General features: G+C 70.5%; 20 protein-coding genes. 10 read left to right on the plus strand and 10 right to left on the minus strand.

The window, feature by feature from the left end; all coding sequences use genetic code 11:
• Positions 1-39: 39 nt before the first annotated feature.
• Positions 40-1,794, plus strand: a complete 1,755-nt coding sequence (locus FFT21_RS24790; RefSeq protein WP_137816342.1) for a fatty acyl-AMP ligase — start codon at positions 40-42, stop codon at positions 1,792-1,794.
• Between the two features lies 1 nt (position 1,795).
• Here the strand turns inward: FFT21_RS24790 and FFT21_RS24795 are convergent, their stop codons facing one another.
• Positions 1,796-2,293: a MaoC family dehydratase gene (locus tag FFT21_RS24795; RefSeq protein ID WP_307722960.1), complete on the minus strand. Its 498-nt coding sequence runs from the start codon at positions 2,291-2,293 to the stop codon at positions 1,796-1,798.
• Positions 2,294-2,526: 233 nt separating this feature from the next.
• Here FFT21_RS24795 and FFT21_RS24800 point away from each other — a divergent pair, with 233 nt between their 5' ends.
• The 8 genes from FFT21_RS24800 (at position 2,527) to FFT21_RS24835 (ending at position 17,356) form a co-directional block, all read left to right on the plus strand.
• On the plus strand, positions 2,527-3,432 hold the full coding sequence (locus FFT21_RS24800) for a bifunctional methylenetetrahydrofolate dehydrogenase/methenyltetrahydrofolate cyclohydrolase (protein ID WP_137816343.1): 906 nt from the start codon (positions 2,527-2,529) through the stop codon (positions 3,430-3,432).
• Positions 3,433-4,048: 616 nt separating this feature from the next.
• Positions 4,049-7,714: a nitrate reductase subunit alpha gene (locus FFT21_RS24805; RefSeq protein WP_137816361.1), complete on the plus strand. Its 3,666-nt coding sequence runs from the start codon at positions 4,049-4,051 to the stop codon at positions 7,712-7,714.
• The gene (gene narH, locus FFT21_RS24810) at positions 7,714-9,426 is read left to right on the plus strand and encodes a nitrate reductase subunit beta (RefSeq protein ID WP_137816344.1); all 1,713 of its coding nucleotides are present in this window, start codon (positions 7,714-7,716) and stop codon (positions 9,424-9,426) included. Before FFT21_RS24805 ends, narH begins: the two co-directional genes overlap by 1 nt.
• On the plus strand, positions 9,423-10,106 hold the full coding sequence (gene narJ / locus FFT21_RS24815) for a nitrate reductase molybdenum cofactor assembly chaperone (protein ID WP_137816345.1): 684 nt from the start codon (positions 9,423-9,425) through the stop codon (positions 10,104-10,106). The genes narH and narJ overlap by 4 nt, the downstream gene beginning before the upstream one ends.
• 14 nt (positions 10,107-10,120) lie before the next feature.
• On the plus strand, positions 10,121-10,846 hold the full coding sequence (narI, locus tag FFT21_RS24820; RefSeq protein ID WP_225978732.1) for a respiratory nitrate reductase subunit gamma: 726 nt from the start codon (positions 10,121-10,123) through the stop codon (positions 10,844-10,846).
• Between the two features lie 205 nt (positions 10,847-11,051).
• Entirely contained in the window at positions 11,052-12,674 is a 1,623-nt protein-coding gene (locus tag FFT21_RS24825) for a serine/threonine-protein kinase (RefSeq protein WP_137816347.1), read from the plus strand.
• Between the two features lie 171 nt (positions 12,675-12,845).
• Positions 12,846-16,505, plus strand: a complete 3,660-nt coding sequence (locus tag FFT21_RS24830) for a PDDEXK-like endonuclease domain-containing protein (RefSeq protein ID WP_137816348.1) — start codon at positions 12,846-12,848, stop codon at positions 16,503-16,505.
• Positions 16,505-17,356, plus strand: a complete 852-nt coding sequence (locus FFT21_RS24835; protein WP_137816349.1) for a hypothetical protein — start codon at positions 16,505-16,507, stop codon at positions 17,354-17,356. The genes FFT21_RS24830 and FFT21_RS24835 overlap by 1 nt, the downstream gene beginning before the upstream one ends.
• Before the next feature lie 380 nt (positions 17,357-17,736).
• Here FFT21_RS24835 and FFT21_RS24840 read toward each other — a convergent pair whose 3' ends face one another.
• The 8 genes from FFT21_RS24840 to FFT21_RS24875 form a co-directional block, all read right to left on the minus strand.
• On the minus strand, positions 17,737-18,660 hold the full coding sequence (locus FFT21_RS24840; RefSeq protein WP_137816350.1) for an IS3 family transposase: 924 nt from the start codon (positions 18,658-18,660) through the stop codon (positions 17,737-17,739).
• Positions 18,661-18,770: 110 nt separating this feature from the next.
• Complete coding sequence (locus FFT21_RS24845) at positions 18,771-19,013, minus strand: hypothetical protein (RefSeq protein WP_137816351.1); 243 nt, start codon at positions 19,011-19,013, stop codon at positions 18,771-18,773.
• Positions 19,014-19,166: 153 nt separating this feature from the next.
• Positions 19,167-20,003 carry a polyphosphate kinase 2 gene (ppk2, locus tag FFT21_RS24850; RefSeq protein WP_137816352.1) on the minus strand — a complete coding sequence of 279 codons (837 nt, stop codon included), beginning with the start codon at positions 20,001-20,003 and terminating at the stop codon, positions 19,167-19,169.
• Entirely contained in the window at positions 19,981-20,514 is a 534-nt protein-coding gene (locus FFT21_RS24855) for a CBS domain-containing protein (RefSeq protein WP_137816353.1), read from the minus strand. Before FFT21_RS24855 ends, ppk2 begins: the two co-directional genes overlap by 23 nt.
• On the minus strand, positions 20,514-20,792 hold the full coding sequence (locus FFT21_RS24860; RefSeq protein WP_137816354.1) for a CBS domain-containing protein: 279 nt from the start codon (positions 20,790-20,792) through the stop codon (positions 20,514-20,516). The genes FFT21_RS24855 and FFT21_RS24860 overlap by 1 nt, the downstream gene beginning before the upstream one ends.
• Before the next feature lie 166 nt (positions 20,793-20,958).
• Positions 20,959-21,573, minus strand: a complete 615-nt coding sequence (locus FFT21_RS24865; protein WP_225978730.1) for a CBS domain-containing protein — start codon at positions 21,571-21,573, stop codon at positions 20,959-20,961.
• Positions 21,570-22,616 (minus strand): Acg family FMN-binding oxidoreductase, encoded by a 1,047-nt coding sequence (locus FFT21_RS24870; protein ID WP_137816355.1) that lies wholly within the window; start codon positions 22,614-22,616, stop codon positions 21,570-21,572. Before FFT21_RS24870 ends, FFT21_RS24865 begins: the two co-directional genes overlap by 4 nt.
• Positions 22,617-22,896: 280 nt before the next feature.
• Positions 22,897-23,502, minus strand: coding sequence for a DoxX family membrane protein (locus FFT21_RS24875; protein WP_137816356.1), 606 nt, complete (start codon positions 23,500-23,502; stop codon positions 22,897-22,899).
• 155 nt (positions 23,503-23,657) lie between these two features.
• Here FFT21_RS24875 and FFT21_RS24880 point away from each other — a divergent pair, with 155 nt between their 5' ends.
• Positions 23,658-24,047: an SHOCT domain-containing protein gene (locus FFT21_RS24880; protein ID WP_225978731.1), complete on the plus strand. Its 390-nt coding sequence runs from the start codon at positions 23,658-23,660 to the stop codon at positions 24,045-24,047.
• A 61-nt stretch (positions 24,048-24,108) separates the two neighbouring features.
• Here the strand turns inward: FFT21_RS24880 and FFT21_RS24885 are convergent, their stop codons facing one another.
• A complete protein-coding gene (locus tag FFT21_RS24885; RefSeq protein WP_307722961.1) occupies positions 24,109-24,450 on the minus strand; it encodes a sensor histidine kinase in 342 nt (113 codons plus the stop codon).
• Positions 24,451-24,658 lie beyond the last annotated feature (208 nt).

The raw sequence follows: 24,658 nt of genomic DNA on the forward strand, positions 1-24,658 counted from the left end.
GCCGTCCCCCTTTCTCCCGTCCCCACTGGAGGCAATCCCATGCGAGCCAAGCACCAAGAGGCCACCGCGGTCGCCCTGTCCACTCTGGTCGACCTGTGCCGGGCGCGTGCTGCCGCCGAGCCCGACCGGCGGAGCTTCGTGTTCCTCGCGGACGGCGTGGCCGAGTCGGACTCGCTGACCTTGGCCGAACTCGACCGCAAGGCCCGTGCCATCGCCGTCGTGTTGCGCGCCGCGGCTGCGCCGGGTGCCCGCGCGCTGCTGAGCTACCCGCCCGGGCTGGACTTCCATGCCGCCTTCTTCGGCTGCCTCTACGCCGGCGTGATCCCGGTTCCGGTCGCGGCGCTGGACGGCACCAGGGGCAACCTGAAGTGGACCAGAGTGGACTCCATCGCCGCGAACTCCCGATCCACCCTGCTGCTGTCCACTGCGGACGGTCTGGCCCGGGTGCACCCGCTGCTGAAGCAGACCGAGGTTCTCGCCGGGCTGACGGTGATCGCCACGGACGAGGTCGACGCGGGCGCGGCTGAGGAGTGGACGCCGCCGGAGATCACCGCGGACACGGTCGCGTACCTGCAGTACTCGTCGGGTTCCACCGGCGAGCCCAAGGGCGTCGTGCTCACCCACGCGAACGTGCTGCACAACCTGTCGCTGATCCACGACAACCTGCGCCGGCCGGCCGACGAGGACATGCCCCGACCCACGGCGGTCACCTGGCTGCCGCTGAACTACAACCTCGGCCTGATCAGCGGGGTACTCGAGCCGCTGTTCGGCCGGCACGACGTCAGGGTGATGCCGGCCCCGGTGTTCGTGCAGCGCCCGTTCACCTGGCTGCGCGCGATCTCCGACCTCGGCCGCGCGGACAGCGTCGCGCCGAACTTCGGCTACGAGTTCTGCGCCCGCCGGGTCACCGACGCGCAGCGCCGCACGCTCGACCTCGGCGGCTGGGAGATGGCGCTGGTCGGCGGCGAACCCGTGCGTGCGGGCACCCTCGACCGGTTCTGCGCCGCGTTCGCGCCAGTGGGATTCCGCCGCGAGTCGCTGTTTCCCGCATACGGCCTCGCCGAGTCCACGCTCATGGTGTCCGGCGGGCCGATCGGCCGCGGGCCGGTGGTGCTGCAGGTGGACCGCGCGGGGCTCGCCGCGGGTCGGGTGCGGCCCGCCGACCCGGAAGGCGGCGGCCGGCCCCTGGTGAGCTGCGGCCAGATCCATCCCGCGCTCACCGTCCTCGCCGTGCACCCGTCGACGGGCAAGCCCTGTGGCGCGGAGGAAATCGGGGAGATCGTCGTGTCCGGACCGAGCGTGGGCGCCGGCTACTGGAACGCCCCCGCGGCAACGGCCGACGCGTTCGCCGCGCGCCTGCCCGACCACCCGGACCGGCAGTTCCTCCGCACCGGCGACCTCGGCGTGATCCGGGACGGGCAACTCTTCGTCACCGGCCGAGCCAAGGAGCTGCTGATCATCGCCGGCGCCAACCACTACCCGCACGACATCGAGGCGACCGTGCAGGCCAGCCACCCGGCCGCGGGCGAGCTGCGCTGCTGCGCGCTCTCCGTCGACGACGGCGAGCGGGAACGGCTCGTCGTGCTCGCCGAGGCGGCCGTGCCGGCGCAGGAGGCGGTTCTCCGCGAGGTGCAGCGGTCGATCCGCCGGGCGGTCAACGCCGAGCACGGGCTGCAGGTGCACGAGGTCATCCTGGTACGGCCGGGCTCGCTGCCGTTCACCACCAGCGGCAAGATCCAACGCCGGCAGTGCCAGGAACGCTACGCCGCCGGCGAGATTCCCGGCCGGCTGTAGCTCAGGCCGGTTCCCGCTGCGCGCCCGCCTCCTGGGGCGCGGCGTGCAGCAGCACTACCAGGTTGGCCACGGCGGTGCGCTGCCGCTGCTCGGCGAGCGACGCGTCGAAGGTCAACCGGATCACCGCCTCGAGGAAGTCGCGCGGCCGCGGCCGGGCCGAGACCAGCTCCGCGCCCAGCCGAAGCCGCGCGCCGACCGCGACCGGATTGCGGAACCGCAACTCGGACAGGCCCTGGTTGACCGCCAGGTCCACCCCGGTGACCTGCCAGATCTCGCTCAGCAGCGCGGGCGCGAGGGAGATGGTGAGAAACCCGTGGGCGATCGTGCCGCCGTAGGGTCCCTCGGCGGCCCGCTCCGGGTCGACGTGAATCCACTGGTGATCCCATGTCGCGTCGGCGAACAGGTCCACCTGCCGCTGGGTGATCTCGTGCCATGCGCTGTAGCCGAGGTGCTGGCCGGTCATCTCCGGCAGCTCGCGGACATGCACGGTCAGCGTCACGGGCGCCTCCCCACGAAATTTCGATACCGGACAGTTCCACTTTATGGCCGCTCGCCGCTCACCGGGCGGTTCGGTCGGGGCCCGGTTGCCGGCCGGTCAGCTTGCCGACCATGCCGCACGGGGGGCTTGGCGCCCGGCGAATACGGAGCGCCGCCGTGCACATGGAACGTACCGTCGTGGCCGGCGGCCAGGGTCAGCTCGCCGCGCGGCGAGACCTGTGCTAAGGAGCTACCGTGACCGCTCGTGTTCTTGATCCCACCGCGCTGGCCAGCACCTTCCGCGCGGAGATCCGTCAAGAAGTCGCGGCGATCCCCGAGTGCCTGACGCTGGCCGGCCTTCTCGTCGACGACCACGGACCCTCCAAGACGTACGCCGGCTACACCCGGCGCGGCTGCGAATCCGTGGGAATCGACTTCGACCTGCGCATGCTGCGTCCCGACGACGTCGAGCGCGCCGTGCATGAAGCGGGCTGTGACGATTCCGTACACGGCATCTTTGTGTATTACCCGATACGGGGTCCGGAACACGACCGTTGGCTGCGCGAACTGGTCGACCCGCGCAAGGACGTCGAGGGGCTGCACTCGTTCTGGAGCCGCTGCCTGTACGAGAATCGCCGGTTCATCGACGCCGCACGAACGAAGCGCGCCGTGTTGCCCTGCACACCGCTGGCCATTCTGAAACTGCTGGAGGCGAGCGGCGTCACGAACACCGGGGCGCCCAAGCCACTCGCCGGGATCAAGGCCTGCGTATTCAACCGCAGTGAGATCGTCGGCCAGCCGCTGGCCGCGATGATGGCCAATGACGGCGCGGAGGTGACGTCCTTCGACATCGAGGGACCGCTGCTGTTCACGCCCAGGACGGGCAGCGGTTCGCACGGCGTGCGGGACACCACGGTCGACCGGGCCACGGCATTGGCCGAAGCCGACGTTGTGGTCACCGGTGTGCCGACGCGGGACTTTCCCCTGGTGCGGGCACGGGAGATCAGGCCGGGCGCCACGTGTATCAACTTCTCGACACTGAAGAACTTTGCCGACGACATTGTCGAGAAGGCCGGTGTGTTCGTGCCCCGAGTCGGTCCGATGACCGTGACCATGGCACTGCGCAATGCGGTTCGTCTCTACCGGAACGCGCACAGCTAGGTGACCCGGGCGGTAGCGCGGTATGGGGTGTGACGCGCCGGGACGTGGCCGGCGCCGCGCATCAGGCCTGGGGACGCGCAGCGCCTCGGGCGGGTCGACGGTAGACCGGACCCCCGGGTCGTCACCGCCGGCGGCGCGGCCGAGGCGGTCGTGAAGATCACCGACACCATGGGACGCCGCTGGCCCGCAGAATGCATGGCGGTCTTTCTGTCGACGTTGGACAGTGCCGGATCGGGTTCTCACAGCGCCCGCATTGTGATTGTGAGGACTTCGAAAGCGTGGACCGATCACTCGGCGTGCGTAACCGGCACGTTAAGAGATGTGACCTGCACGAAAATTTCAGGGCGCAGGTCTGTTAACCGCATCCGGTTCCCGGCCATTCTCTGACGCGTGCGTGGCTTCAGGCGCGGAGGCGTTACCGCAGGTCACTGGCCATCTGTGGGGTCTCCTTCCCGCTGGAAGATGAACGGCGTGTTACGGGCGTCGCACCGTCGGATTATGGATTGTGTGCGCATTGACAATCCGTTCCGCCGGGTGCGCCGAACCCCGCTGGACTCCGGAAAGGGTGGCGTTGGTGACCGAGACAACGGATAGTCGCGCGGCCACCGGTGCCGGCATGGACACCGGACTCACCGATTCCCTGCTGCGCCTCGGCCGGCATTTCCGGCGCGGCGAGACCTCGGCTGACCTGCGGACTCTGCACCAGATCGGCGGCAGGTCGGCCGATGTCTTCTACCGGGACCGCTGGGCCTACGACAAGGTGGTGCGCTCCACCCACGGGGTCAACTGCACCGGGTCCTGCTCGTGGAAGGTCTACGTCAAGGACGGCATCATCACCTGGGAGGCCCAGCAGACCGACTACCCGTCGATCGGCCCGGACAAGCCCGAGTACGAACCCCGCGGCTGCCCGCGCGGTGCGTCGTTCTCCTGGTACACCTACTCGCCGGCCCGGGTCCGCTACCCGTATGTCCGGGGCACCCTGCTCGAGCTGTACCGGGAGGCCAAGGAACGGCTCAAGGACCCGGTGTTGGCCTGGGCGGACGTGGTCGACGACGCGGAGAAGGCCCGCCGGTACAAGTCGGCGCGGGGCAAGGGCGGGTTCGTCCGGGCCGAGTGGTGGGAGGCCGCGGAGATCGTCGCCGCCGCGCACGTGCACACGATCAAGCGCTACGGCCCGGACCGGGTCGCCGGCTTCTCGCCGATTCCGGCGATGTCGATGGTGAGCCACGCCGCGGGCGCGCGGTTCATCTCGCTCGTCGGCGGGGCCATGCTGTCGTTCTACGACTGGTACGCCGACCTTCCGGTGGCCTCCCCGCAGGTGTTCGGGGACCAGACGGACGTGCCGGAGTCCGCGGACTGGTTCGACGCCGGCTACCTGATCATGTGGGGTTCCAACGTCCCGGTCACCCGCACCCCGGACGCGCACTACATGACCGAGGCCCGGTACCGCGGCCAGAAGGTGATCGTCGTGTCGCCGGACTACGGGGACCACACCAAGTTCGCCGACGAGTGGTTGCCCGCCCGGCCGGGCACCGACGCCGCGCTGGCCATGGCCATGGGCCACGTGATCCTCAAGGAGTTCTTCGTCGACCGGCAGACACCCCCGTTCGTCGACTACGTCAAGCGCTACACCGACCTGCCGTTCCTGGTCACCGTGGCGGAAGGGGACGAGGGATGGCTGCCGGGCAAGTTCCTCACCGCCGCCGACCTCGGCGAGAGCGGCGAGGGCGCGGCGGCCAAGACCGTGCTGCTGGATGCCGCCACCGGGGAACCGGTGGTGCCGCGCGGCTCGCTGGGCCACCGGTTCACCGAGTCGGGTCAGGGCCGGTGGAACCTCGACCTCGGCGGCGTCGACCCGCTGCTGTCGCTGCACGGCGACCACGCCGAGCCGGTGACCGTGCGGCTGCCCCGGTTCGACACCACCGAACCCGGGGTGCTGTGCCGCGGTGTGCCGACCCGGATGGTGCACGGCCGCCGGGTCACCACCGTGTTCGACCTGCTGCTGGCGCAGTACGGGGTGGGCCGGCCCGGGCTGCCCGGGGACTGGCCGACCGGGTACGACGACGCCGCCCAGCCGTACACCCCGGCCTGGCAGGAGCCGATCACCGGGGTACCGGCCGCCGCGGCCGAGCGGATCGCCCGCGAGTTCGCCGACAACGCCGAGCGCTCCGGCGGCCGGTCGATGATCCTCATGGGCGCGGGCACCAACCACTGGTTCCACTCCGACCAGATCTACCGGTCGTTCCTGGCGCTGGTGATGCTCACCGGCTGCCAGGGCGTCAACGGTGGCGGCTGGGCGCACTACGTCGGCCAGGAGAAGTGCCGGCCGATCACCGGCTGGTCCACGCTGGCGTTCGGGCTGGACTGGAGCCGCCCGCCGCGGCAGATGCAGGGCACCGTCTACTGGTACCTGGCCACCGACCAGTGGCGCTACGACCCGTTCACCGCGGAGGCGATGGCCTCCCCGCTGGCGAAGGGGCGTTTCGCCGGCCGAACCGCGGCGGACAACATCGCGCTGGCCAGCCGGCTGGGCTGGATGCCGAGCTATCCGACGTTCAACCGCAACCCGCTCGACCTGGCCGACGAGGCCGAGCGGTTGGGCAAGGACGCCGCGCAGCACGTGGTGGACGGGCTGTCCACCGGGCACCTGCGGTTCGCCTGCGAGGACCCGGACGCCCCGGAGAACTTTCCGCGCTGCCTGACGGTGTGGCGGGCGAACCTGCTCGGCTCGTCGGCCAAGGGCAACGAGTACTTCCTGCGCCACCTGCTGGGCACCGACTCCAACCTGCAGACCAGCGACCACGCGGGCGTTCGGCCCGCCGAGGTGACCTGGCGGGACGAGGCGCCGGTGGGCAAGCTGGACCTGTTGCTGTCCCTGGACTTCCGGATGACCAGCACGACGCTGTTCTCCGACGTGGTGCTGCCCGCGGCCACCTGGTACGAGAAGCATGACCTGTCCAGCACCGACATGCACCCGTACGTGCACGCGTTCTCCCCGGCGATCTCCCCGCCGTGGGAGGCCAAGACCGACTTCGAGGCGTTCCACCGCATCGCGCGCGGGTTCTCCTGGCTGGCCGAGAAGCACCTGGGGGTGCGCAGGGACATCGTCGCGGTGCCGCTGCAGCACGACACCGCCGACGCCACCGCGCAACCGGGCGGACGGGTGCTGGACTGGAAGGCCGGCGAGTGCGAACCCATTCCCGGGAGGACCATGCCCCGGCTGGTCGTGGTGGAGCGGGACTACGCCGCGGTCGGCGAGAAGATGGCCGCACTGGGCCCACTGGTGGACCGGCTCGGCGTGACCACCAAGGGCGTCACCGTCCACCCGGACGCCGAGGTCGAATACCTCAAGGCGGCCAACGGCGTGATCCCGTCCGGGATCGCCGCCGGCCGGCCGTCACTGGCCAGGGACACCCACGCCGCCGAGGCCATCCTGGCGCTGTCCGGCACCACCAACGGCCGGTTGGCCACCGAGGGCTTCCGCGCCCTGGAACGGCGCACCGGGACCAGGCTCGCCGATCTCGCCGCGGAGAACGAGGGCAAGCGGATCACCTTCGCCGACACCCAGGCACGCCCCGTCCCGGTGATCACCTCACCGGAGTGGTCGGGCAGCGAGACCGGCGGCCGGCGCTACGCCCCGTTCACGATCAACACCGAGCGGCTCAAGCCGTGGCACACGCTGACCGGGCGGCAGCACTTCTACCTCGACCACGACTGGATGGCCGAGCTGGGCGAGCAGTTGCCGATCTTCCGGCCACCGCTGGACATGACCGCGTTGTTCGACGAGCCAGGGGTGGGTGCGCTGGAGGGGGCAGGCGGGCACAAGGCGATCACCGTCCGGTACCTCACCCCGCACTCGAAGTGGTCGATCCATTCGGCCTACCAGGACAACCTGCACATGCTCACGCTGTCCCGCGGCGGGCAGACCATCTGGATGTCCGATGTGGACGCCGCGAAGATCGGCGTCAGCGACAACGACTGGATCGAGGCGGTCAACCGCAACGGCGTGGTGGTGGCCAGGGCGATCGTCAGCCACCGGATGCCCGAGGGCACCGTGTTCATGTACCACGCGCAGGACCGCGCGGTGGACGTGCCACGCACCGAGCGCACCGGCAAGCGGGGCGGCATCCACAACGCCCTCACCCGGCTGATGATCAAACCGTCGCACCTGATCGGCGGCTACGCCCAGCAGTCGTTCGCGCTCAACTACCACGGCCCCACCGGCAACCAACGCGACGAGGTCACCACCATCCGTCGACGCAGCCAGGAGGTGCAGTACTGATGCGCGTGATGGCACAGCTCGCCATGGTGATGAACCTGGACAAGTGCATCGGCTGCCACACCTGCAGCGTCACCTGCAAGCAGGCGTGGACCAACCGCGGCGGCGTCGAGTACGTCTGGTTCAACAACGTGGAAACCCGGCCGGGCCAGGGCTACCCGCGGCAGTACCAGGACCAGCGGCGGTGGAAGGGCGGCTGGACGCTGAACAAACGCGGCCGGCTCACCCTGCGGTCGGGCTCCCGGCTCAAGCGGCTGCTCAACATCTTCGCCAACCCGGACCTGCCCACCGTCGCCGACTACTACGAACCCTGGACCTACGACTACGACAACCTGCTGTCCTCTCCGCCGTCGGACACCACCCCCGTGGCCCGGCCCAAGTCGCTGATCACCGGTGAGGACACCGCGGTCACCTGGGGCGCCAACTGGGACGACGACCTGGGCGGCGGGCCGTCCCAGGTCGGCCGCGACCCGTTGCTGGCCAGGGTCTCCGAGCAGGTGAAGCTCGAGTTCGAGCGGACGTTCATGTTCTACCTGCCGCGGATCTGCGAACACTGCCTCAACCCGTCCTGCGCGGCGTCCTGCCCGTCCGGCGCGATCTACAAGCGCACCGAGGACGGCATCGTGCTGGTCGACCAGGACCGCTGCCGCGGGTGGCGGCAGTGCGTCACCGGCTGCCCGTACAAGAAGGTCTACTTCAACCACCGCACCGGCAAGGCCGAGAAGTGCACCTTCTGCTACCCCCGGGTGGAGGTCGGCATCCCCACCGTCTGCGCGGAGACCTGCGTCGGCCGGCTGCGCTACATCGGCGTGCTGCTCTACGACGCCGACGCGGTCCTGGAAGCGGCTTCGGTACCCCATGACCAGGACCTCTACCCGGCGCAGCTCGGCGTGTTCCTCAACCCGCACGACCCGAGGGTGGTGGCCGAGGCGGAGCGGGCCGGGATCAGTCAGGAGTGGATCGAGGCCGCGCAGGCGTCGCCGGTGTACCGGCTGATCGTGGACTACCAGGTGGCGTTGCCGCTGCATCCGGAATACCGCACGATGCCGATGGTCTGGTACGTACCGCCGCTCTCCCCGGTGGTGGACGTGCTGACCAGCACCGGGCACGACGGCGAGGACGCGGGCAACCTCTTCGGCGCGATCGACGCGTTGCGCATCCCGGTGGAGTACCTGGCCGAGCTGTTCACCGCGGGCGACGTCGGCCCGGTGCGGGCGGCGCTGCGGCGGCTGGCGGCGATGCGCGCGCACATGCGTCGGATCAACCTGGGGGAGGAGACCCGACCGGACATCGCCGAGTCCGTGGGGCTCACGCCGGCCGAGATCGAGGCGATGTACCGGCTGCTGGCCATCGCCAAGTACGACCAGCGGTACGTCATCCCCAGCGCGGCCGGCGCGGACGCGCACCGGCTGGACGCCCTGGCCACCGGCTGCAGCCTGGACTCCGAGGGCGGCCCGGGCATGACCGCGTTCGACGCGATAGCCGACCGGTTCCACCTGACCGACACCAACGGCGCCGCGCCCGACGACAAGGCCGGTCGGATCAACCTGCTCAACTGGGACGGCAGGAGCACCACCGGGTTGTTCCCCGCGAAGCAGACCAACGGCCCCGACCACGCCGCGGACCAACCCAACGGCGCCAACCAGGCCGGGGACCATCCCCACGGCGCCGACCGCGCCGCGGAACCGGCCAACGCCGCGGAGCCGACCCGATGAGCCCCACCTGGCTGGGGCGCAAGGCCAACCAGCCCGCCGCCGAGCTGGCCGGGCTGGACCAGCGCATGGTGTGGCGGATCGCCGCGCTGCTGCTGGATTACCCGACCGAGCAAACCCTGGGCATGCTCAACCAGCTGCACAGCGCGGCCAGCGCACTGCCCGCACCGGTCGGCCAGCCGCTGGTGTCCTTTGTGGACCATCTGCGGCGGACACCCGCGATCGAGCTGGCCGCGCACTACGTCGAGACGTTCGACCTGCGGCGGCGCAGCTGCCTGCACCTCACCTACTACGCCTACGGCGACACCCGCAAGCGGGGCATGGCCCTGCTGCGGTTCAAGCACGCCTACCGCAGCGCGGGCGTCACCCTCGGCGAGCACGAGCTGCCCGACCATCTCGCGGTGGTGCTGGAGTTCGCCGCGACCGCCGACCCGGTGGCGGGCCGGCGGCTGCTCGTCGAGCACCGCCCCGTCGTCGAACTGCTCCGACTGTCCCTGGAGGACAGTGGGTCGCCGTACCGGGCGGTGCTCGACGCGGTGTGCGCCACCCTGCCCGAGCTGAACACCGCGGACCGACGCCGGATCGCCGAACTGGCCGCGCAGGGACCGCCCGAGGAGGAGGTCGGCCTCGAACCGTTCGGGATCGACCCGCTCACCCACCAGCAGATGGGAGGACGCCGGTGACCACCGTGCTGTGGATGACCGTCCCGTACGTGGCGCTCACCTCGTTCGTGCTCGGGCACGTCTGGCGGTACCGGCACGACCAGTTCGGCTGGACCACCCGGTCCTCCCAGCTCCACGAGAGCCGGCTGCTTCGACTGGGCAGCCCGATGTTCCACTTCGGACTTCTGGCGGTGATCGGCGGTCACGTGCTGGGCATCGCGGTGCCGGCGAGCTGGACCGAGGCGCTGGGCGTTTCCGAGTTCGCGTATCACCTGGTGTCGGTGTCCGCCGGCACGCTGTCCGGTCTGGTCACCGTCGCCGGGCTGGCGATCCTGCTCTACCGGCGGGTCACCGTTCCGGCCGTGCGCAAGGCCACCACCACCAACGACAAGATCATGTACGTGCTGCTGACGACAGCGATCGCCACCGGGATGCTCAACACCGTGGGCAGCAACCTCATCGGCGGCGGCTACGACTACCGCGCCACGGTATCGCCGTGGTTCCGCGGCCTGTTCACCATTCACCCGCGGCCCGAGCTGATGGTCGGCACACCCGTCAGTTTCCAGGTCCACAACCTGGTCGTGCTCGCCCTGCTGGCCCTGTGGCCGTACACCCGCCTGGTGCACGTGTTCAGCGCACCGCTGGGCTACCTGGTGCGGCCCTACGTGGTGTACCGCGGCCGCGACCCGCGGCGCCCGGACGTGCGCCGCTACGCCCGCGCCTGGCAGACGCCGTCCAGCACCCCGGCGGCACGCCGATAGCCGCGCCCACGCCCGTTCAGCCAGGCCCAGCGGCGTGGGGAACCCGTCCTGGGCGGCCTGCTGGACCACGGCCCGCCGTGGTGCCAAGGTCAACCGCGTCTCCCGTCGTTGATCCCGGGGGAGATGACCGGCAGCCGGCACGCCGCACTGCGGACCCACGACCAGGCACGACCGCGCCCCGGCCGGGCGATAGGATCGCCACCTGATGCAGCTTTTCCACAGGCGCCGCCACGGCGACGAGCGGCCGGAGGACGTGCCCGGCTACCGGGACCTCCAGCTCATCGGGCGTGGCGGGTTCAGCGTCGTCTACCGGGCCACCCAGGAGGCGCTGGACCGTGCGGTGGCGCTGAAGGTGCTGACGGTCCCGCTGGACGAGGACGCGCGGCGGCGGTTCTTCCGCGAGGTCACCACGACCGCCAGGCTGACCGGGCATCCGAACGTGGTCACCGCGCTCGACGCGGGGCGGACCCGGACCGGCCGGCCGTACCTGGCGATGGACCTCTACAGCCGCGGGTCGCTGATGGACCGGCTCAACGCCGAGGGCCCGCTGCCCGCGACGGAGGTCGCGCGGATCGGGGCGAAGATCGCGGACGCGCTCGACGCCGCGCACCAGCTCGGCATCGTGCACCGCGACGTGAAGCCGAACAACATTCTCGTCTCCCGGTTCGGCGAGCCCGCGCTGGCCGACTTCGGCGTGGCCTGCCTGCTCGACCTGGGCGCGTCCGCGACCGTGCTGGAGACCTTCACCCCCAGCCACGCCGCCCCCGAGGTGGTGAACCGGCAGCCGCCGAGCGCGGCGTCCGACGTCTACGCCCTCGGCTCGACCATGTATCAGCTCGTGGCCGGCCAGCCGGCGTTCGGCCGGCGCGGCGAGGAGATCGCCGCCGTGCTGCACCGCATCCTCACCGAGGAACCGGCCGCCCTCGCCTGCCCCGAGCTGCCCCCGCTGGCCGACGTGGTGCGGCGGGCCATGGCCAAGCGCCCCGAGGACCGCCACCCGAGCGCCGCCGCCCTGGCCGCCGCGCTGCGGAGCCTGGTCTCCGACGCGGAACCCCGGTCGTTCGCCCCGCAGCCGCCCCCGTGGGCCGCCGCGGTGCCCGGTGAACCTCGCTCCGGTGGGGCCCACCCGGCCACCCCGGTCGGCGGACCGTCCTTTCCGGACACCCCGCCGGGCGAGTCGGTGTGGCACACCGCCGGGCCGGCGCGGCCGCGGCGGCGCCGGATGGCGCTCACCGTCGTCGGCGTGTTGGTCGCGGTGGCCGCGCTGACCGTCGGCCTGGCGGCGTGGCAGCGCGCGCTGCACGGGGAGGCGCGCCCGCAGGCGCAGTCCGCGGCGACGTCCACGGCGGACCCGACCGTGCCGGCCAGCGCGGCGCCCGGGGCCACCACGGTCCCGGTGACCTCCGTGGCCGGCGGCGCGCCCGCCGGGCCGGCGCCGCCGGCCGGGCGGGGCACCACCCCGGGTGCGCCGCCACCCCCGGCGGCGACCACGGTGACCAGCGCGAAGGCGTCCAGCAGCCCGGCCGAGCAGCCGACCAGCGTGTGCACCCCGGACGGGTGCGCCGCCCGGGCCAGCTTCGTCGCCTACGGCGACCACCTCTACGTCTGCGACAACAAGGCGGACGGGCACTCCGCCGTGGCGTGGTACCAGCGGTCCGACGTCCCGGGGCAGAACAACGAGGCGTGGGACAACAATGGGTCCGGCACCTGCATCGACCACAACATGAACATGCCCGAAGGCGCGAAGATCACCTACAGGGTGTGCGTGGGCGACTACGACACCCGGCGGCTGCTCGTCTGTAGCAACACCATCACGGCCACGGGGTAGCCGCGGCCGAACTGGGCGGGAAACCACGTCTACGCCGCGGACCGGAGGCTCACTCCGGGGACGTTCGGGGCGGAAGCCGTTCGCGGTGAACAGTGGGATGCGAAGGACTACTGGCCGTAGAGACCGCCGGCACATGGATGGGTCATACAACGCCCATTTGGCAGATGGTCCTTGCCCCCGGTTTTCGGGAGACTGAGCGGCTCGTCGGCGGAGATCGACCTGATCGGCGAGGTCGAGGTCAACCCCGTGCTGCTGTACGCGCTGAACCGGCAGTACGGGGTGGATCTGGACGCCGACCGGATGGCCGAGGAACTGCAGGCACTCGTTGCCGAGGTGGAGGACCCGGCGGAACAGGTGAAGCGGGTCTACGGGGAACTCGCCGAGCGCGTCGGCCGGCACAACCTCTCCGCCGACCTGGAGGACCGGGTGCTGGTCGGGATCTTCAGCTTCGAGAAGCTCCCGATGGTCAACGACCTGAGGAACTCCGTTGACCTGCTGGCCAGCCACGATGTCATCGCCGCCGCGGCCGGCGTCCCGACCGCGACGGAGGCGTTGCGGGCCAGCGCGGCCGACTACCGGCCGGCGGAGCCCGACGACGTCCATCCTCGGGACGAGTTCCTCGTCATGGACGCGGATTCCTCCCAGCAACGCGCGATCAGTTCCGTGCTCGACGGTCAGCACGTCGTGATCCAGGGACCGCCCGGCACCGGGAAGAGCCAGACGATCGCGAACATCATCGCCGCGGCGGCCGCGCGCGGTAAGCGCATTCTTTTCGTCGCCGAGAAGCGGGCGGCGATCGAGGCGGTAACCCAGCGCTTGGAACAGGTCGACCTGCACCACCTGGTGTTCGACCTGCACGAACAGAAGCTCAGCAAGAAGCAGGTCGCCGAGCAGGTCGCGGAGTCCCTCGACCGTGCGAGCAAGGAACTGCCACCCCGCATCGACGGTCTGCACGATCGGCTGGCCGAGCGCCGGCGGCAGGTGATCGAGCACGAGCACGAGCTACACGTCGAGCGGGAACCTTGGAAGGTCAGCGCCTACCAGGTGTACCAGGCACTGCTCGGACTTCCCGAGCGCGGGGCGAACCCGGTGCGTTTCATGGGTTCGCCGCTGCGCATGCTCAGCGGCCAGACGTTCCGGCAGGTGGAAAGCGATCTCATGGAGTTCGTCAATCTCGGCGGACTGCGGGTGCGGCGGGGTGATTCACCCTGGTCGCTCTCGGAGGTCCGTGACGAGGACGCGGTCCGGGAGGTCGTGGCCAAGTTGAACGACCTGGCGGGTCGGACCTGGCGGGACGCCCAGTCCGAGATGCGTGCCCTGGTCGGCCGCGCCGGCCTGAACCGTCCGTCCGATCTGGCCGGCTGGCAGGAGGTGCTCGGCCTGCTGGGCGCGGTCGAGCAGACCGTGGCCGGCTACGGCGACGAGATCTTCGGGGCACATCTGGACGACCTGTGTTTCGCCACCGCACCCCGCTCCTGGCGATCTCGGCATTCCCGCGATATCGGCTGGTGGCGCCGGCGAGCGCTCCGCAAGCAGGCCGCGCAGATGCGCAAGGCCGGCAGATGTGACCGGGCCACGCTGCACCGGGAGCTCATCAGCGCGGCGAGGCAGCGGGACCGCTGGCAGCAGTTGGCCGTGGCGGGCGGAAGTCCGTCCCAGGTGGTCGGTCTGGGCAGCGCCCTGCGACGGTTCACCGAGGTGCGCGACCAACTCGCCGCAGTGGCCATGTGCGCCCGGTTGGAGGAGCCCGAGCAGTGGCCGGAGGAGCGTGTGACGGCCACCCTGAACGAACTTCAGGCTGACCGGAACACGCTTTTCCGCATGCCGAAGCTGAACACGCTCACCGACCGGTTCCGTGAGCTGGGACTCGATCAGCTTCTGGACGAACTGGTGCGACGCGACGCCGACGCCGAGGAAGCGCGTGACATGCTGCGGTTCTCCTGGTACAGCTCCTTGCTGGACGAGTACCGGATACGTGTCCCGCACCTCGCGCACTTCGTCGGGCGGCAGCACAACCAGGTCGTCGACGAGTTCCGCCGGGCCGACATCGACCACTTCCGGCTCAACGCCCAGCGCGTCCGGCGCAGCGTCGCCGAACGGTTGCGGGCCGCGCGGGACGGCAACCCGCAGCAGAACACCGTGGTCCTCGGCGAGGCGAAGCGCAAGCGAGGGCATATGCCCATTCGCAAGCTGGTCGCCAGGGCGCCGGACGTTCTGCTGGCCGCCCGGCCGTGCTGGGCGATGTCGCCGATCGTGGTCAGCCGTCTGCTGCCGGCGGAACGGTTGTTCGATCTGGTGATCTTCGACGAGGCCAGCCAGGTCGAGCCCTACGACGCGATGGCCTCGATCATGCGCGGCCGGCAGCTCGTGGTGGCCGGTGATGATCGGCAGCTGCCGCCCACCACGTTCTTCCGGACCACCTTACAAGGCGGTGCGGGCGACGAGGACGACGACGAGGACGAGTCCCCGAGCGCGCCCCAGGTCGGCGACTTCGAGTCGATCCTGAAGTGCCTCGCCACGTTCGTTCCGCAGTCGCACACGCTCACCTGGCACTACCGCAGCCAGGACGAACGGTTGATCACCTTTTCCAACCACACGATCTACGGCGATTCCCTGGTGACCTTTCCGGGACGGGACACGGACAGTCCGCTGCGGTTGGAGGTTGTCGACGCCAGGGTGGCACCCGGTCAGGGCGGTATCGCCCAGCAGGAGGTGGACCGGGTCGTCGACCTGGTGTTGCGGCACGTCCGCGACCATCCGACGGAATCGCTGGGCGTGATCACCATGAACATCAGGCACGCCAACCACATCGAAGGCGAGCTTCGCCGGGCGAGCCAGCGGCACCCGGACCTGGCCGAGTTCACCGAGCGGATGCAGGGCCCTGGCCGACGGCTCTTCGTCAAGAGCCTGGAACGGGTGCAGGGCGACGAGCGCGACGCGATCATCCTGACCATCGGGTATGCGAAGGGCCCGGACGGCCGGCTGTCGATGAACTTCGGCCCGCTGAACAAGGAAGGGGGCGAGCGCCGGCTCAACGTCGCCGTGACTCGCGCACGGCGGCGCATGACGGTGGTGAGCTCGTTCACCGCCGACGATATGGCGCCGAACTGGGGGACTCTCGGCCCGGAGCTGCTGCGACAATTCCTCGCCTTCGCCGAGAATGGCGGACGTCTGGACCGGATCGGTCGCGCCGAACCCGTCGAGCTGAACGGGTTCGAGCACAGCGTGCTCACCGCGTTGAACGGCGCCGGCGTTCCCGTCACACCGCAGTGGGGTGTGTCGGACTACCGGATCGACTTCGCCCTCGCCCACCCCGATCAGCCGGGACGCATGGTGCTGGCGATAGAAACGGACGGGGACACCTACCACAGGGCACACAGCGCCCGAGACCGCGATCGGTTGCGGCAGGAGCACCTCGAACGACTGGGGTGGCGGTTCCACCGGGTATGGGCCAGTGACTGGTTCGAGGATCCCCAGGCGGAGACGGTCCGCATCGTCGAACGGTGGCATCAGGCCGTGGCCGAGGCCGATCGCGAACCGGAGCCGCCGGCTTCGGTCGACCTGCCAACGGTCGACGACGTCACCGTGGGAGCCGACCGGGGGCCGCGTCCCCGCGTGCCGCGGCGCGGAAAGATCGACGAGTACGCGGACCACGAGATCGTCGCCGTCTGCCGGTGGCTGCTGGCCGACCGGCTTCCTCTGGACCGCGAGACACGGATCGACCAGGCGATTCAGCAGCTCGGTTTCCGGCGGCGCGGCAGGAAGATCGTTGAGCGGATCAACGCGGCGTTCGATCACGCCGAGCGTCTGGGCACGGCGGAGGAGAACTGATGTTTCCCCTGGACCCCAAGACGATCGAGCGGGTCGCCAGGCTCGCATGCGACCTCGACGGTCCCCTGGAGCGGCGCGGACATGAGCTCGAGGCTCTGCTGCGCGGCGCCGGGTGGGACGATCCGCCGGAGTATGACGGATCCCCGCGAATCCCGTGGCTGGTCGATGCCCTCACCGAACGCGGTGACCAACGCGCCGATATCGAGCGCTTTCTGTGCCGTGTCTGCGACCCGCTCGAGTACGACGGCGGTATGCCGGTCGCCGAGGAGGTCCGGCAGGAACTGAACCGCATACTGGAGCCGGAGCGCCTCGCGGTCAGCTACGTCGGCGGGCGTCCGGTTCTCGGCGAGGTCCGCCTTGATGCGGAAGGCCCGGTCTTCGTGGCCCCGGACAACCTCGGGCATCGCCTGCCACGCATCGTGGCGGACGAACAGGTGGTCAGCCTGCTCCTGGACCGTATCGCGCAGAGTCGGGCGTCCGAGGAAAGTGGTGCCTACCTGCTCGCCCTTTTCGGGATCGGAAGCTTCGTGGAAGGGCTGCTCTTCTCGGTGCTCACCGAGCGCGAGCCGGAACTGCTGCGCAGCGGGTTCCGCGGCCGGGACGGACGGCGGATCGACGCACGCCGGGCCGGGTTGGAGCTGCTGATCGACACGGCGCACCACCGGGGCCTGATCCAGTTGGACGCGAAAAGCTTCATGGATCCCGTCCGCAACTTCCGCAACTTCATCCATCCTCGGGCGCAGTTGGAGAGCGCCTTCGTTCCGGACCGCGACACCGTGACCCTGTGCTGGGGGCCCGTCCACGCCGTGCTGAACGACCTCGAAGAGAGCCTCGCGAGAAGTGCGAGCTGAAAACGTGTTCCGAACCGAGCGACCCACGATGGCGAGTATCGGACGCGCGGGGTCAGGCGCCGCGTTCGGGAACGGGCACCGAACCCGGCCGCCGGGCAGGCACCGAGCGGGTGAACCACGGCGGTGCCGGTGATCCAGGCGCGCCGATCGTGTCGGGGTTGCCCGTTAATACGGCAACGGCAGTTACGGGGGTAGGTGTCCGCGTCGTCTGTAGTGGCTTCGGCGAGCTTGGCGTCGTCGTCGCCATGCTGGCCAGTGAGGTGATCTCGTGCGCCCAGCAGAACAGGAGGACTGCCGTGACGTAGCGGTAGAGCTTGTTGTTCGTAAGCTTGTCGTCGCTTGCCGGTTGAGGTTCCCCCGCTTTGCCGGAGACTTGGTTATCAGGGTTCGTCCGGCCTGGCTGGGATCGTAGCCGAGCCGGTCTGTTGCCGGATACGCCATGCCTCCTCGTACTCGTCGGGAGACAGTCCGCCGAGTCCTTTCTGGACGCGGCGGGGGTTATACCAGCCGTCGATGTAGCGGAAGATCGCCGAATCGGCCTCGGCGCGAGTGGTGAAAGTGGTGCCGGGCCAGTAGATCAGCTCGGTCTTGATGGTCGACCACAGGTTCTCGGCGAGTGCGTTGTCGAAGCTGTCCCCGACGCTGCCGGTGGACGGGGCCACGCCAGCGTCGGCCAGGCGCTGGGTGAACCGCAAGGCCGTATATTGGCACCCCTTGTCGCTGTGGTGGATCAACTGCCCGTCGTGGACTTCGCGGGAGCGCAGGGCGTAGCCCAGCGCGGAGAGCACCAACTCGGTGTCCGCGCGGGCGGCGGTGGCCCAGCCGACGACCTTGTTGGAGAACGCATCCCGCACCGAGGCCAGCCACAGCGCTCCCTCGCCGGTCATGATCCGAGTCAGATCGGCCACCCACAGCCGGTTCGGCTCGTCGGCGTGGAACTGCCGGTCGACCAGGTCCGGTGCGGCGGTGTGCCGGGGGTTCTGCTTGGTGGACCCGCCTTTCCAGCCCCGGCGCAGGAACGCGCCGGCCAGGCCGTGTTCGCGCATGATCCGCTCGACGCGCTTGCGGCCCACGCGCACGCCTTGGCGTCGCAGCTCCAGCCACACCCGCGGGGACCCGTACGTGCCGGCGAACTCGTGCGCTGTGCGGATCTTGACGATCATCTCCAGCAAGTGCGTGTCCTCCAGCTCCCGCCGGCTGGGCGCGGCCTGGCGGGCCCGCCAGGCGTAGTAGGTCGACGGGGGGATGCCCAGGACCCGTAACACGAGATCGACCGAGAACGTGTGGGCGTCGATGAAGCTCATGACGTCCTCCGGGTCGGGGCGATCTCGGAGGCGAAATAAGAGCCTTATGCGCCCGCGTTCGCCGCAACAGCCCCAGTCAGCGGTTGTCCGTGCCCTCCGCTCTTGGCTCCTTACCGTGGCGTGGCCGGTGGCGCGTCGGGCTGGCCCGGTTGTCTGCGCCGGTGGGTGCGTGCCGCGCGGGCCATCCGGTCGCGGGGCCGGAGGTGGCTGTTAATCCCGGCCGCCGGGTGTGGGCCGTGGGGTGGTTTGGGCGTGGGCAGGGTGACCACCGCTGCGGTGTCGCTGCTGGCCAGCCACTCGTCCACGGTGGCCTGCGGGTCGGCCAGCCCGAGGTCGGGCGTGCTGGCGGTCACCGGCACCGCGGTGCCCGCAGGGTGGTCGTGGTGGTCCGCGCCACGACCACCGTCCGCTTTGCGTAACGGCCCTCGTGCTGCCCGCGGCGATTGTCCGCGACGCCGCGCTGGTCTGGAGCGTTGTCCCGGCGGTCGTCGGTCGACGGGCACCGCTCAGATGTCCAGTGAGGCGGCGTGGTCGGGGACGTAGGTCTGCACGCTGCGTGGGGGTCGCTGGTAGCCGGTGGGGGCCGGGCGGGGCGGCAGCCGAAGCGGCGGGCGCCGCACCTCGTGGTAGGGAATGGTCGACAGCAGGTGCGCCATCATGTTCAGCCGGGCGCGCCGTTTGTCGTCGCTGTCGACGACGTACCAGGGTGCCTCGGGAATGTCGGTGTGCACGAACATCTCGTCTTTGGCCCGCGAGTAGTCCTCCCACCGGGTGATGGATTCGAGGTCCATCGGGGAGAGCTTCCATCGCCGCATCGGATCGTGCAGGCGAGCGCGGAACCGGCGCTCCTGCTCGGCATCGCTGACGGAGAACCAGTATTTGCGCAGCAGGATCCCGTCCTCCACGAGCATCCGCTCGAAGATCGGACATTGGTGCAGAAACCGGCGGTACTCCTCGACGGTGCAGAACCCCATGACCCGTTCCACACCCGCGCGGTTGTACCAGCTGCGGTCGAACAGCGCGATCTCCCCGGCTGTGGGCAGGTGTTCGACATAGCGCTGGAAGTACCACTGGCCGCGCTCGCGCTCGGTGGGGGCGGGCAGCGCCACAATCCGGGCCACGCGGGGGTTGAGGTACTGGGCCACCCGTTTGATCGTGCTGCCCTTGCCCGCTGCGTCGCGGCCTTCGAACACCACGACCAGCCGAGCGCCCTCGGCGCGCACCCACTCCTGCACGATGACCAGTTCGGCTTGCAGCCGCCGCAGCTCTGTCTCGTAGCGTGACCGCGGCAGCTTGCGCGATACAGCGGGATCCCCGCGGTCATGATGCCTGTGCGTGCTCATGTCCCTCACCTCCACCCGGATGTCCGGCCGCTCGCCGCTGGGGTGGCCCGTCGCGGCGGCAGCGGTCGCCGCGCTCCGAGCACGGCAGGCCAGGGCTCCGCGCGGTGCCGAAGGTCAGGTGCGCGGTGCGGCTGGTTCCGCCCTGCCAGAGGTAGTCCAGTCGGTTCTCGACCGCCACCACGCCGGGGATCGCTTTGACCAGCTTGCCCGCGATGTCCACGTCGGCTTGCCACTGCAGGCGACCGACCAAGGTCACCACGCCGTGCTCCACCGTGGCCCGCGCGGTCGCCGGATTCACCCGGAGGCCGCGCGAGAAGACCTCCCGCTCGACCTCAGCCCGGATCTCCTCGTCGTCCCTGGTGTACTCGCGAAGCAGGTCACGGTGCGTCACCACGCCGATCAGCCGCCCGGCGTCCACCACGAACAGTCGGCGCACACCCGTCCGCGCCAGCAGCCGCGCCGCCTCCGGCAGTAAGGCCTGCGGCTGGAGCGTCCGCACTGGCGAGGTCATCAGCTCCGCCGCGGTGCGCCCGATGTTTTCCGCCAGTGCCGCCGGGTACGCGGCAACGCGAACAGCCGCGGCCTCGCTTTGGTCTCGTCGAGATGCTCCATCTTGTGCAGGAGGTCCGCCTCGGACACCACGCCGAGCAGGCCGCCGTGCTTGTCCACCACAGGCACGGCGCTCACGCCAGCGTCCACGGCGAGATCGACGATGTCCTTGAACGTGGTCGTCGGGGTGACCGTCAACACCTCGGGGTGCATGACGTCGGCGACCGTTCTGTTGCGCATGTCGTCCTCCCCCGCAGCTCGGTTGGAGCGTGGCGCCGCTTCGTTCGAGCCGGTCCACACGGGGTCTATGGCATCCTGCGCGGGCCGTCCGCTCGAAGAGCGCTAAGCCCTTCACCGTGGGGCCCAAGGTCACCGCTGTCACCGCGTGGGTGACCACGGGTGTCGGTCAGGCCCGATCGGCCATCGTGTCCACGTGCTGGACTCCGGGCACCGCCTGCGCCAGGGCTGTCACGACGTGGCGCTCCACCTCATCGGTGAAGACCCCGGCCACGGTGACCGTCCCCTCGCTGACCTCCACATCCCAGCGTCGGCACCGGGCGTAGGTGGCAAGCCGGCGGCGCACGTCGGTGGCGATCGACCGATCATCCCGGGCGATCATCCGCACCAGGTCGCTGCGGGTGAGCATGCCGACCAGGTCGCCGCCGTCAACGACGGGCAGGCTACGCAGGTGCTCGGTCAGCATCATCCGGGCGACCTCGGCGACGTCCGCGCTCGGCGCCACGGTGGTGACCGGGGTGGTCATCACCTCGCGCACCAGCGCGGAGGTCGCCACCGACTGGGGCAGCTCGCCGCCCCGGCGGGAGCGGGGGTCGCAAGCGATGCGGTCGCGGACCAGGTCGGCATCGGTGACGATGCCGAGCAGCCGACCATCGGCGTCGACCACGGCGGCGGCGGTGAACCCGCGTTGGACGAGCACCCTGGCGGCCTGCTTGAGCGGCGTCTCCGGGCGGAACGTGACCGCTGGGCTGGTCATCACCTCGCGCACTCTCACTGGTGTCACGACCTTTCCATGCCGGTGGAATCCGTGCCACACGGCTCGGCGCTCGCGCCGTCGAGGACGTCCTCGACGGCGCGCCGGGGTGTGGGCGGAATGGGCAGGCTCCCCTCGGGAACCCACGCGGGCCAGCCGAGTCGCAGGATGAGCTGGGGGACGGCGGCCTCGCGCGGTAGGAGGCGTTGGCGCAGCAGCCGGCGCGTATCGACGATCTCGACCGCCTGCGAGAGCGGGCAGCTGGCCAGCCCGGCGTCGGTGGCCGCGAGCAGGACCGCGCTGAGGGCCTCGCCGGCACGCAGCCGGGACAAGCGGCTGTCGCTGGCGGTGGTGAGCACGGCCAGCGTGGCCCCGTCCCCCTCGAGGATCGCGGTCTGCGGTTGGGCGAGCGCGCCGGTGGTGAACCGGCGCAGGGCGACGTCGCCGTAGCGCTGCTCGGTGGGCACGTTGGCCGCGGGGACGCCGTCGCTGGTGCCCGGTCGTTTTCCGCTCCAGCGGGCCGTCTCGTACCAGATATCGAGGTTTCGTTCCTGCAGCAGTTCCGCGCGGGCGATGACATCGGCCAGCTCCGCCCGGTCGGCCGGATCGGTGACGGTGACCAGCCGCGCCTGCTCGGCGGCGGCCACCTCGCCCAGCTGGTTCAGCAGCGTCGCCGGGACCGCGCGGTCGACAAAGCTGCGCCGATCCGTGCGCCGGCGGACGATCGCCGCGGTCATCTGCGTGCCGGTCCCGGCGAGGTCGGGTCGCCGGTGGGGTTCGACGACGGCGAGGTGGTCCGGTTCGACCGGGGTGGGCAGCCGGTGCACCGTGGCCGCCCAGCCCAGCGCGGCGAGCGCGACGCGCAGGTGATGCAGCACCGCCCCGCAGCTCAGCAGCAGGTCCCGGCCCTCCGGGTCGGTGGCGGTCAACCACCGGGCGCGGTCGGCGTAGAGGTGCAACGTGCCGTCCCGGAATCGCCAGCGCCACGGCTGGGTGTTGTGCACCGACGGCGCCCGGACAGCCAGCGCCAGCGCCGCGTGAACCGTCCGCGCATTAACTCGATCCAGGTTCATTCAAGAACCCCCCGTAGCCCGCGACCAGGTGAGTAGGACAGCCACGGTCGTCCGAGTCGAGCGGTCCCTCACGATTTCCGAGCCGCGTCCGACAACCTCAAAACAGTGTTTCTCATATCCCGCGCGCCGCCATGAGGCGTTGTCCCACCACCGGTGAGGACCTTTGGCTCCCGGCGTGCGAGCACCCCGGCCACCGGCCTGCTCGGTGGCAGACCGGTGGTTCCCCGATGCCGACCCGGAACGTGAAGCGGCGGGCATCCGCCGGCCGGTCGGCGCCCCCTCAGCGCAGCCAAGGATGGTGGTAGCGGCGGGTGATCCGGGCGGACCACCAGCGGCCCAGGCCCCAGGTGTCGCCGGCGCCGGTGGCGGCGAGGACGATCAGCACCAGGGCGTAGATGATGTGGTAGTCGAGGAGCGGGTTGGTGGAGCCGCTGGGTTGCCCGGTGGTGGTGTGTTGGGCCAGCGGCCATTCGGCGGCCCACATCAGCAGCAGCATGACGGTCCCGCTGAGCGCCGCGATCCGCAGGGCGACGCCGGTGAGCACCGCGATGCCGATGCCGGCGAGCCCGAGCATGAACAGCCAGTCCGCCCACGCCGCGCCGGCCCAGCCGTGGAATGTCGCGGCGAACGGCCCGACGTTGACGTGGCCGAGGAAGCCCTTGGCCGGCGAGCCGCCGTTGATCCACGCGGCTGCGGACGGGGTCGAGTAGCCGAGACCGAGCAGCTTGTCGAGGAATGCCCACAGGAACACGAAACCGGTGGCGATCCGCAGCAGCGCCAGCATCCGCGCGGCCGTGCCATAGCCGGCACCGGGGTGCGGGGCGGCGGCCGGTGGCGCCGGAACGGCTTCCGGTGTGGTGTTATTCGATTTCTGGCGGGTTAACATGATCGCTCCCTCGTCGCTTGATCGGGAGCAGTGTCGCGCGAAGGGTGCTCGGCGAACCGGAGTCGAAGGTCACCGAACGGAAGGGGAGGGGGTAGGCCTGCGATGCCTGCCGCCGGGGACCTTCGGCGCACCAGGAAGTGCCCTTCGGATGACGGGTGAGCAACCTTGGCCGCTGGTCGCCGGTCCGGCTGGGAGCGCACCGTTGCAGCGATCCGGGCGGCGAACCGAAACCGCGTTCACCGGTCCTCGCGGGTGGCGTTTCCTGTGCGATGAAGGTGGTCATGATGATGTTCTGGTACGGCAGCGGCATGGGGATGTGGGGCGGCCTGTTGATGACGCTGGGTTCGGTCCTCGTTCTGGCGTTGCTCGTCGTCGGTGTGCTTGCCGCGCTGCGTTACCGGGGCCGTGTCGTGCCCCAGGCCGGCGGTGCGTCCCGCCCGGGGGAGGACATTCTGGCCGAGCGGTTCGCTCGTGGGGAGATCGACGAGGACGAGTACCGGCGCCGACTGGACACGCTCCGCGGGACGATGTTCGCGGCGCGCTGAGGCCGCCCCGAGGCCAGCGGGCGGCGGCGGGCAACGACGACCGCGCCGGCGGTGCTGGTTGTCAGGGCAACGGAGCGGACCACAGCAGCCGGGTGCCGCCCTGTTCACCGCGGCGGACGGTGCAAGATCCGCCGGCGTCGCTGGCGCGGCGGCTGAGGTTGTGCAGGCCGCTGCGGGCGACGGTGTCGGGGATGCCGATGCCGTCGTCGACGACCTCGACGACGAGGTCGTCGGCCACCGAGATGGTGACCGCCAGTTCGGAGGCGTGGGCGTGTCGCACGGCGTTGCTGACCGCTTCGCGTACTACCGCCTCGGCGTGCTCGGCGAGCGTGTCGGGTACCACGTCCAGCGGGCCGGACATGCGCACGGTGGTCCGGATGGGAGTGTCGGCGCGCTTGTTCACCGGCTCACTGTGGCACGCGCGTTCCGCGCCGCCCATGGGTCGAATGACCTTGTCACCGCGCCGGCCGACGTGGGGTCCACGGATGTGACCGCGGACGACGTTGGACCCTCGGCCGAGGACGCACGGCTCTATGTGCGGCCGTCTCCCTCGGCGGACGCTGAGGTGGCAAACGGCCGGACGACGACGGGGAGGGCAGGCGCCATGGACG

This window comes from Gandjariella thermophila (genome assembly GCF_005405885.1).
In the GTDB taxonomy this organism is placed as follows: domain Bacteria; phylum Actinomycetota; class Actinomycetes; order Mycobacteriales; family Pseudonocardiaceae; genus Gandjariella; species Gandjariella thermophila.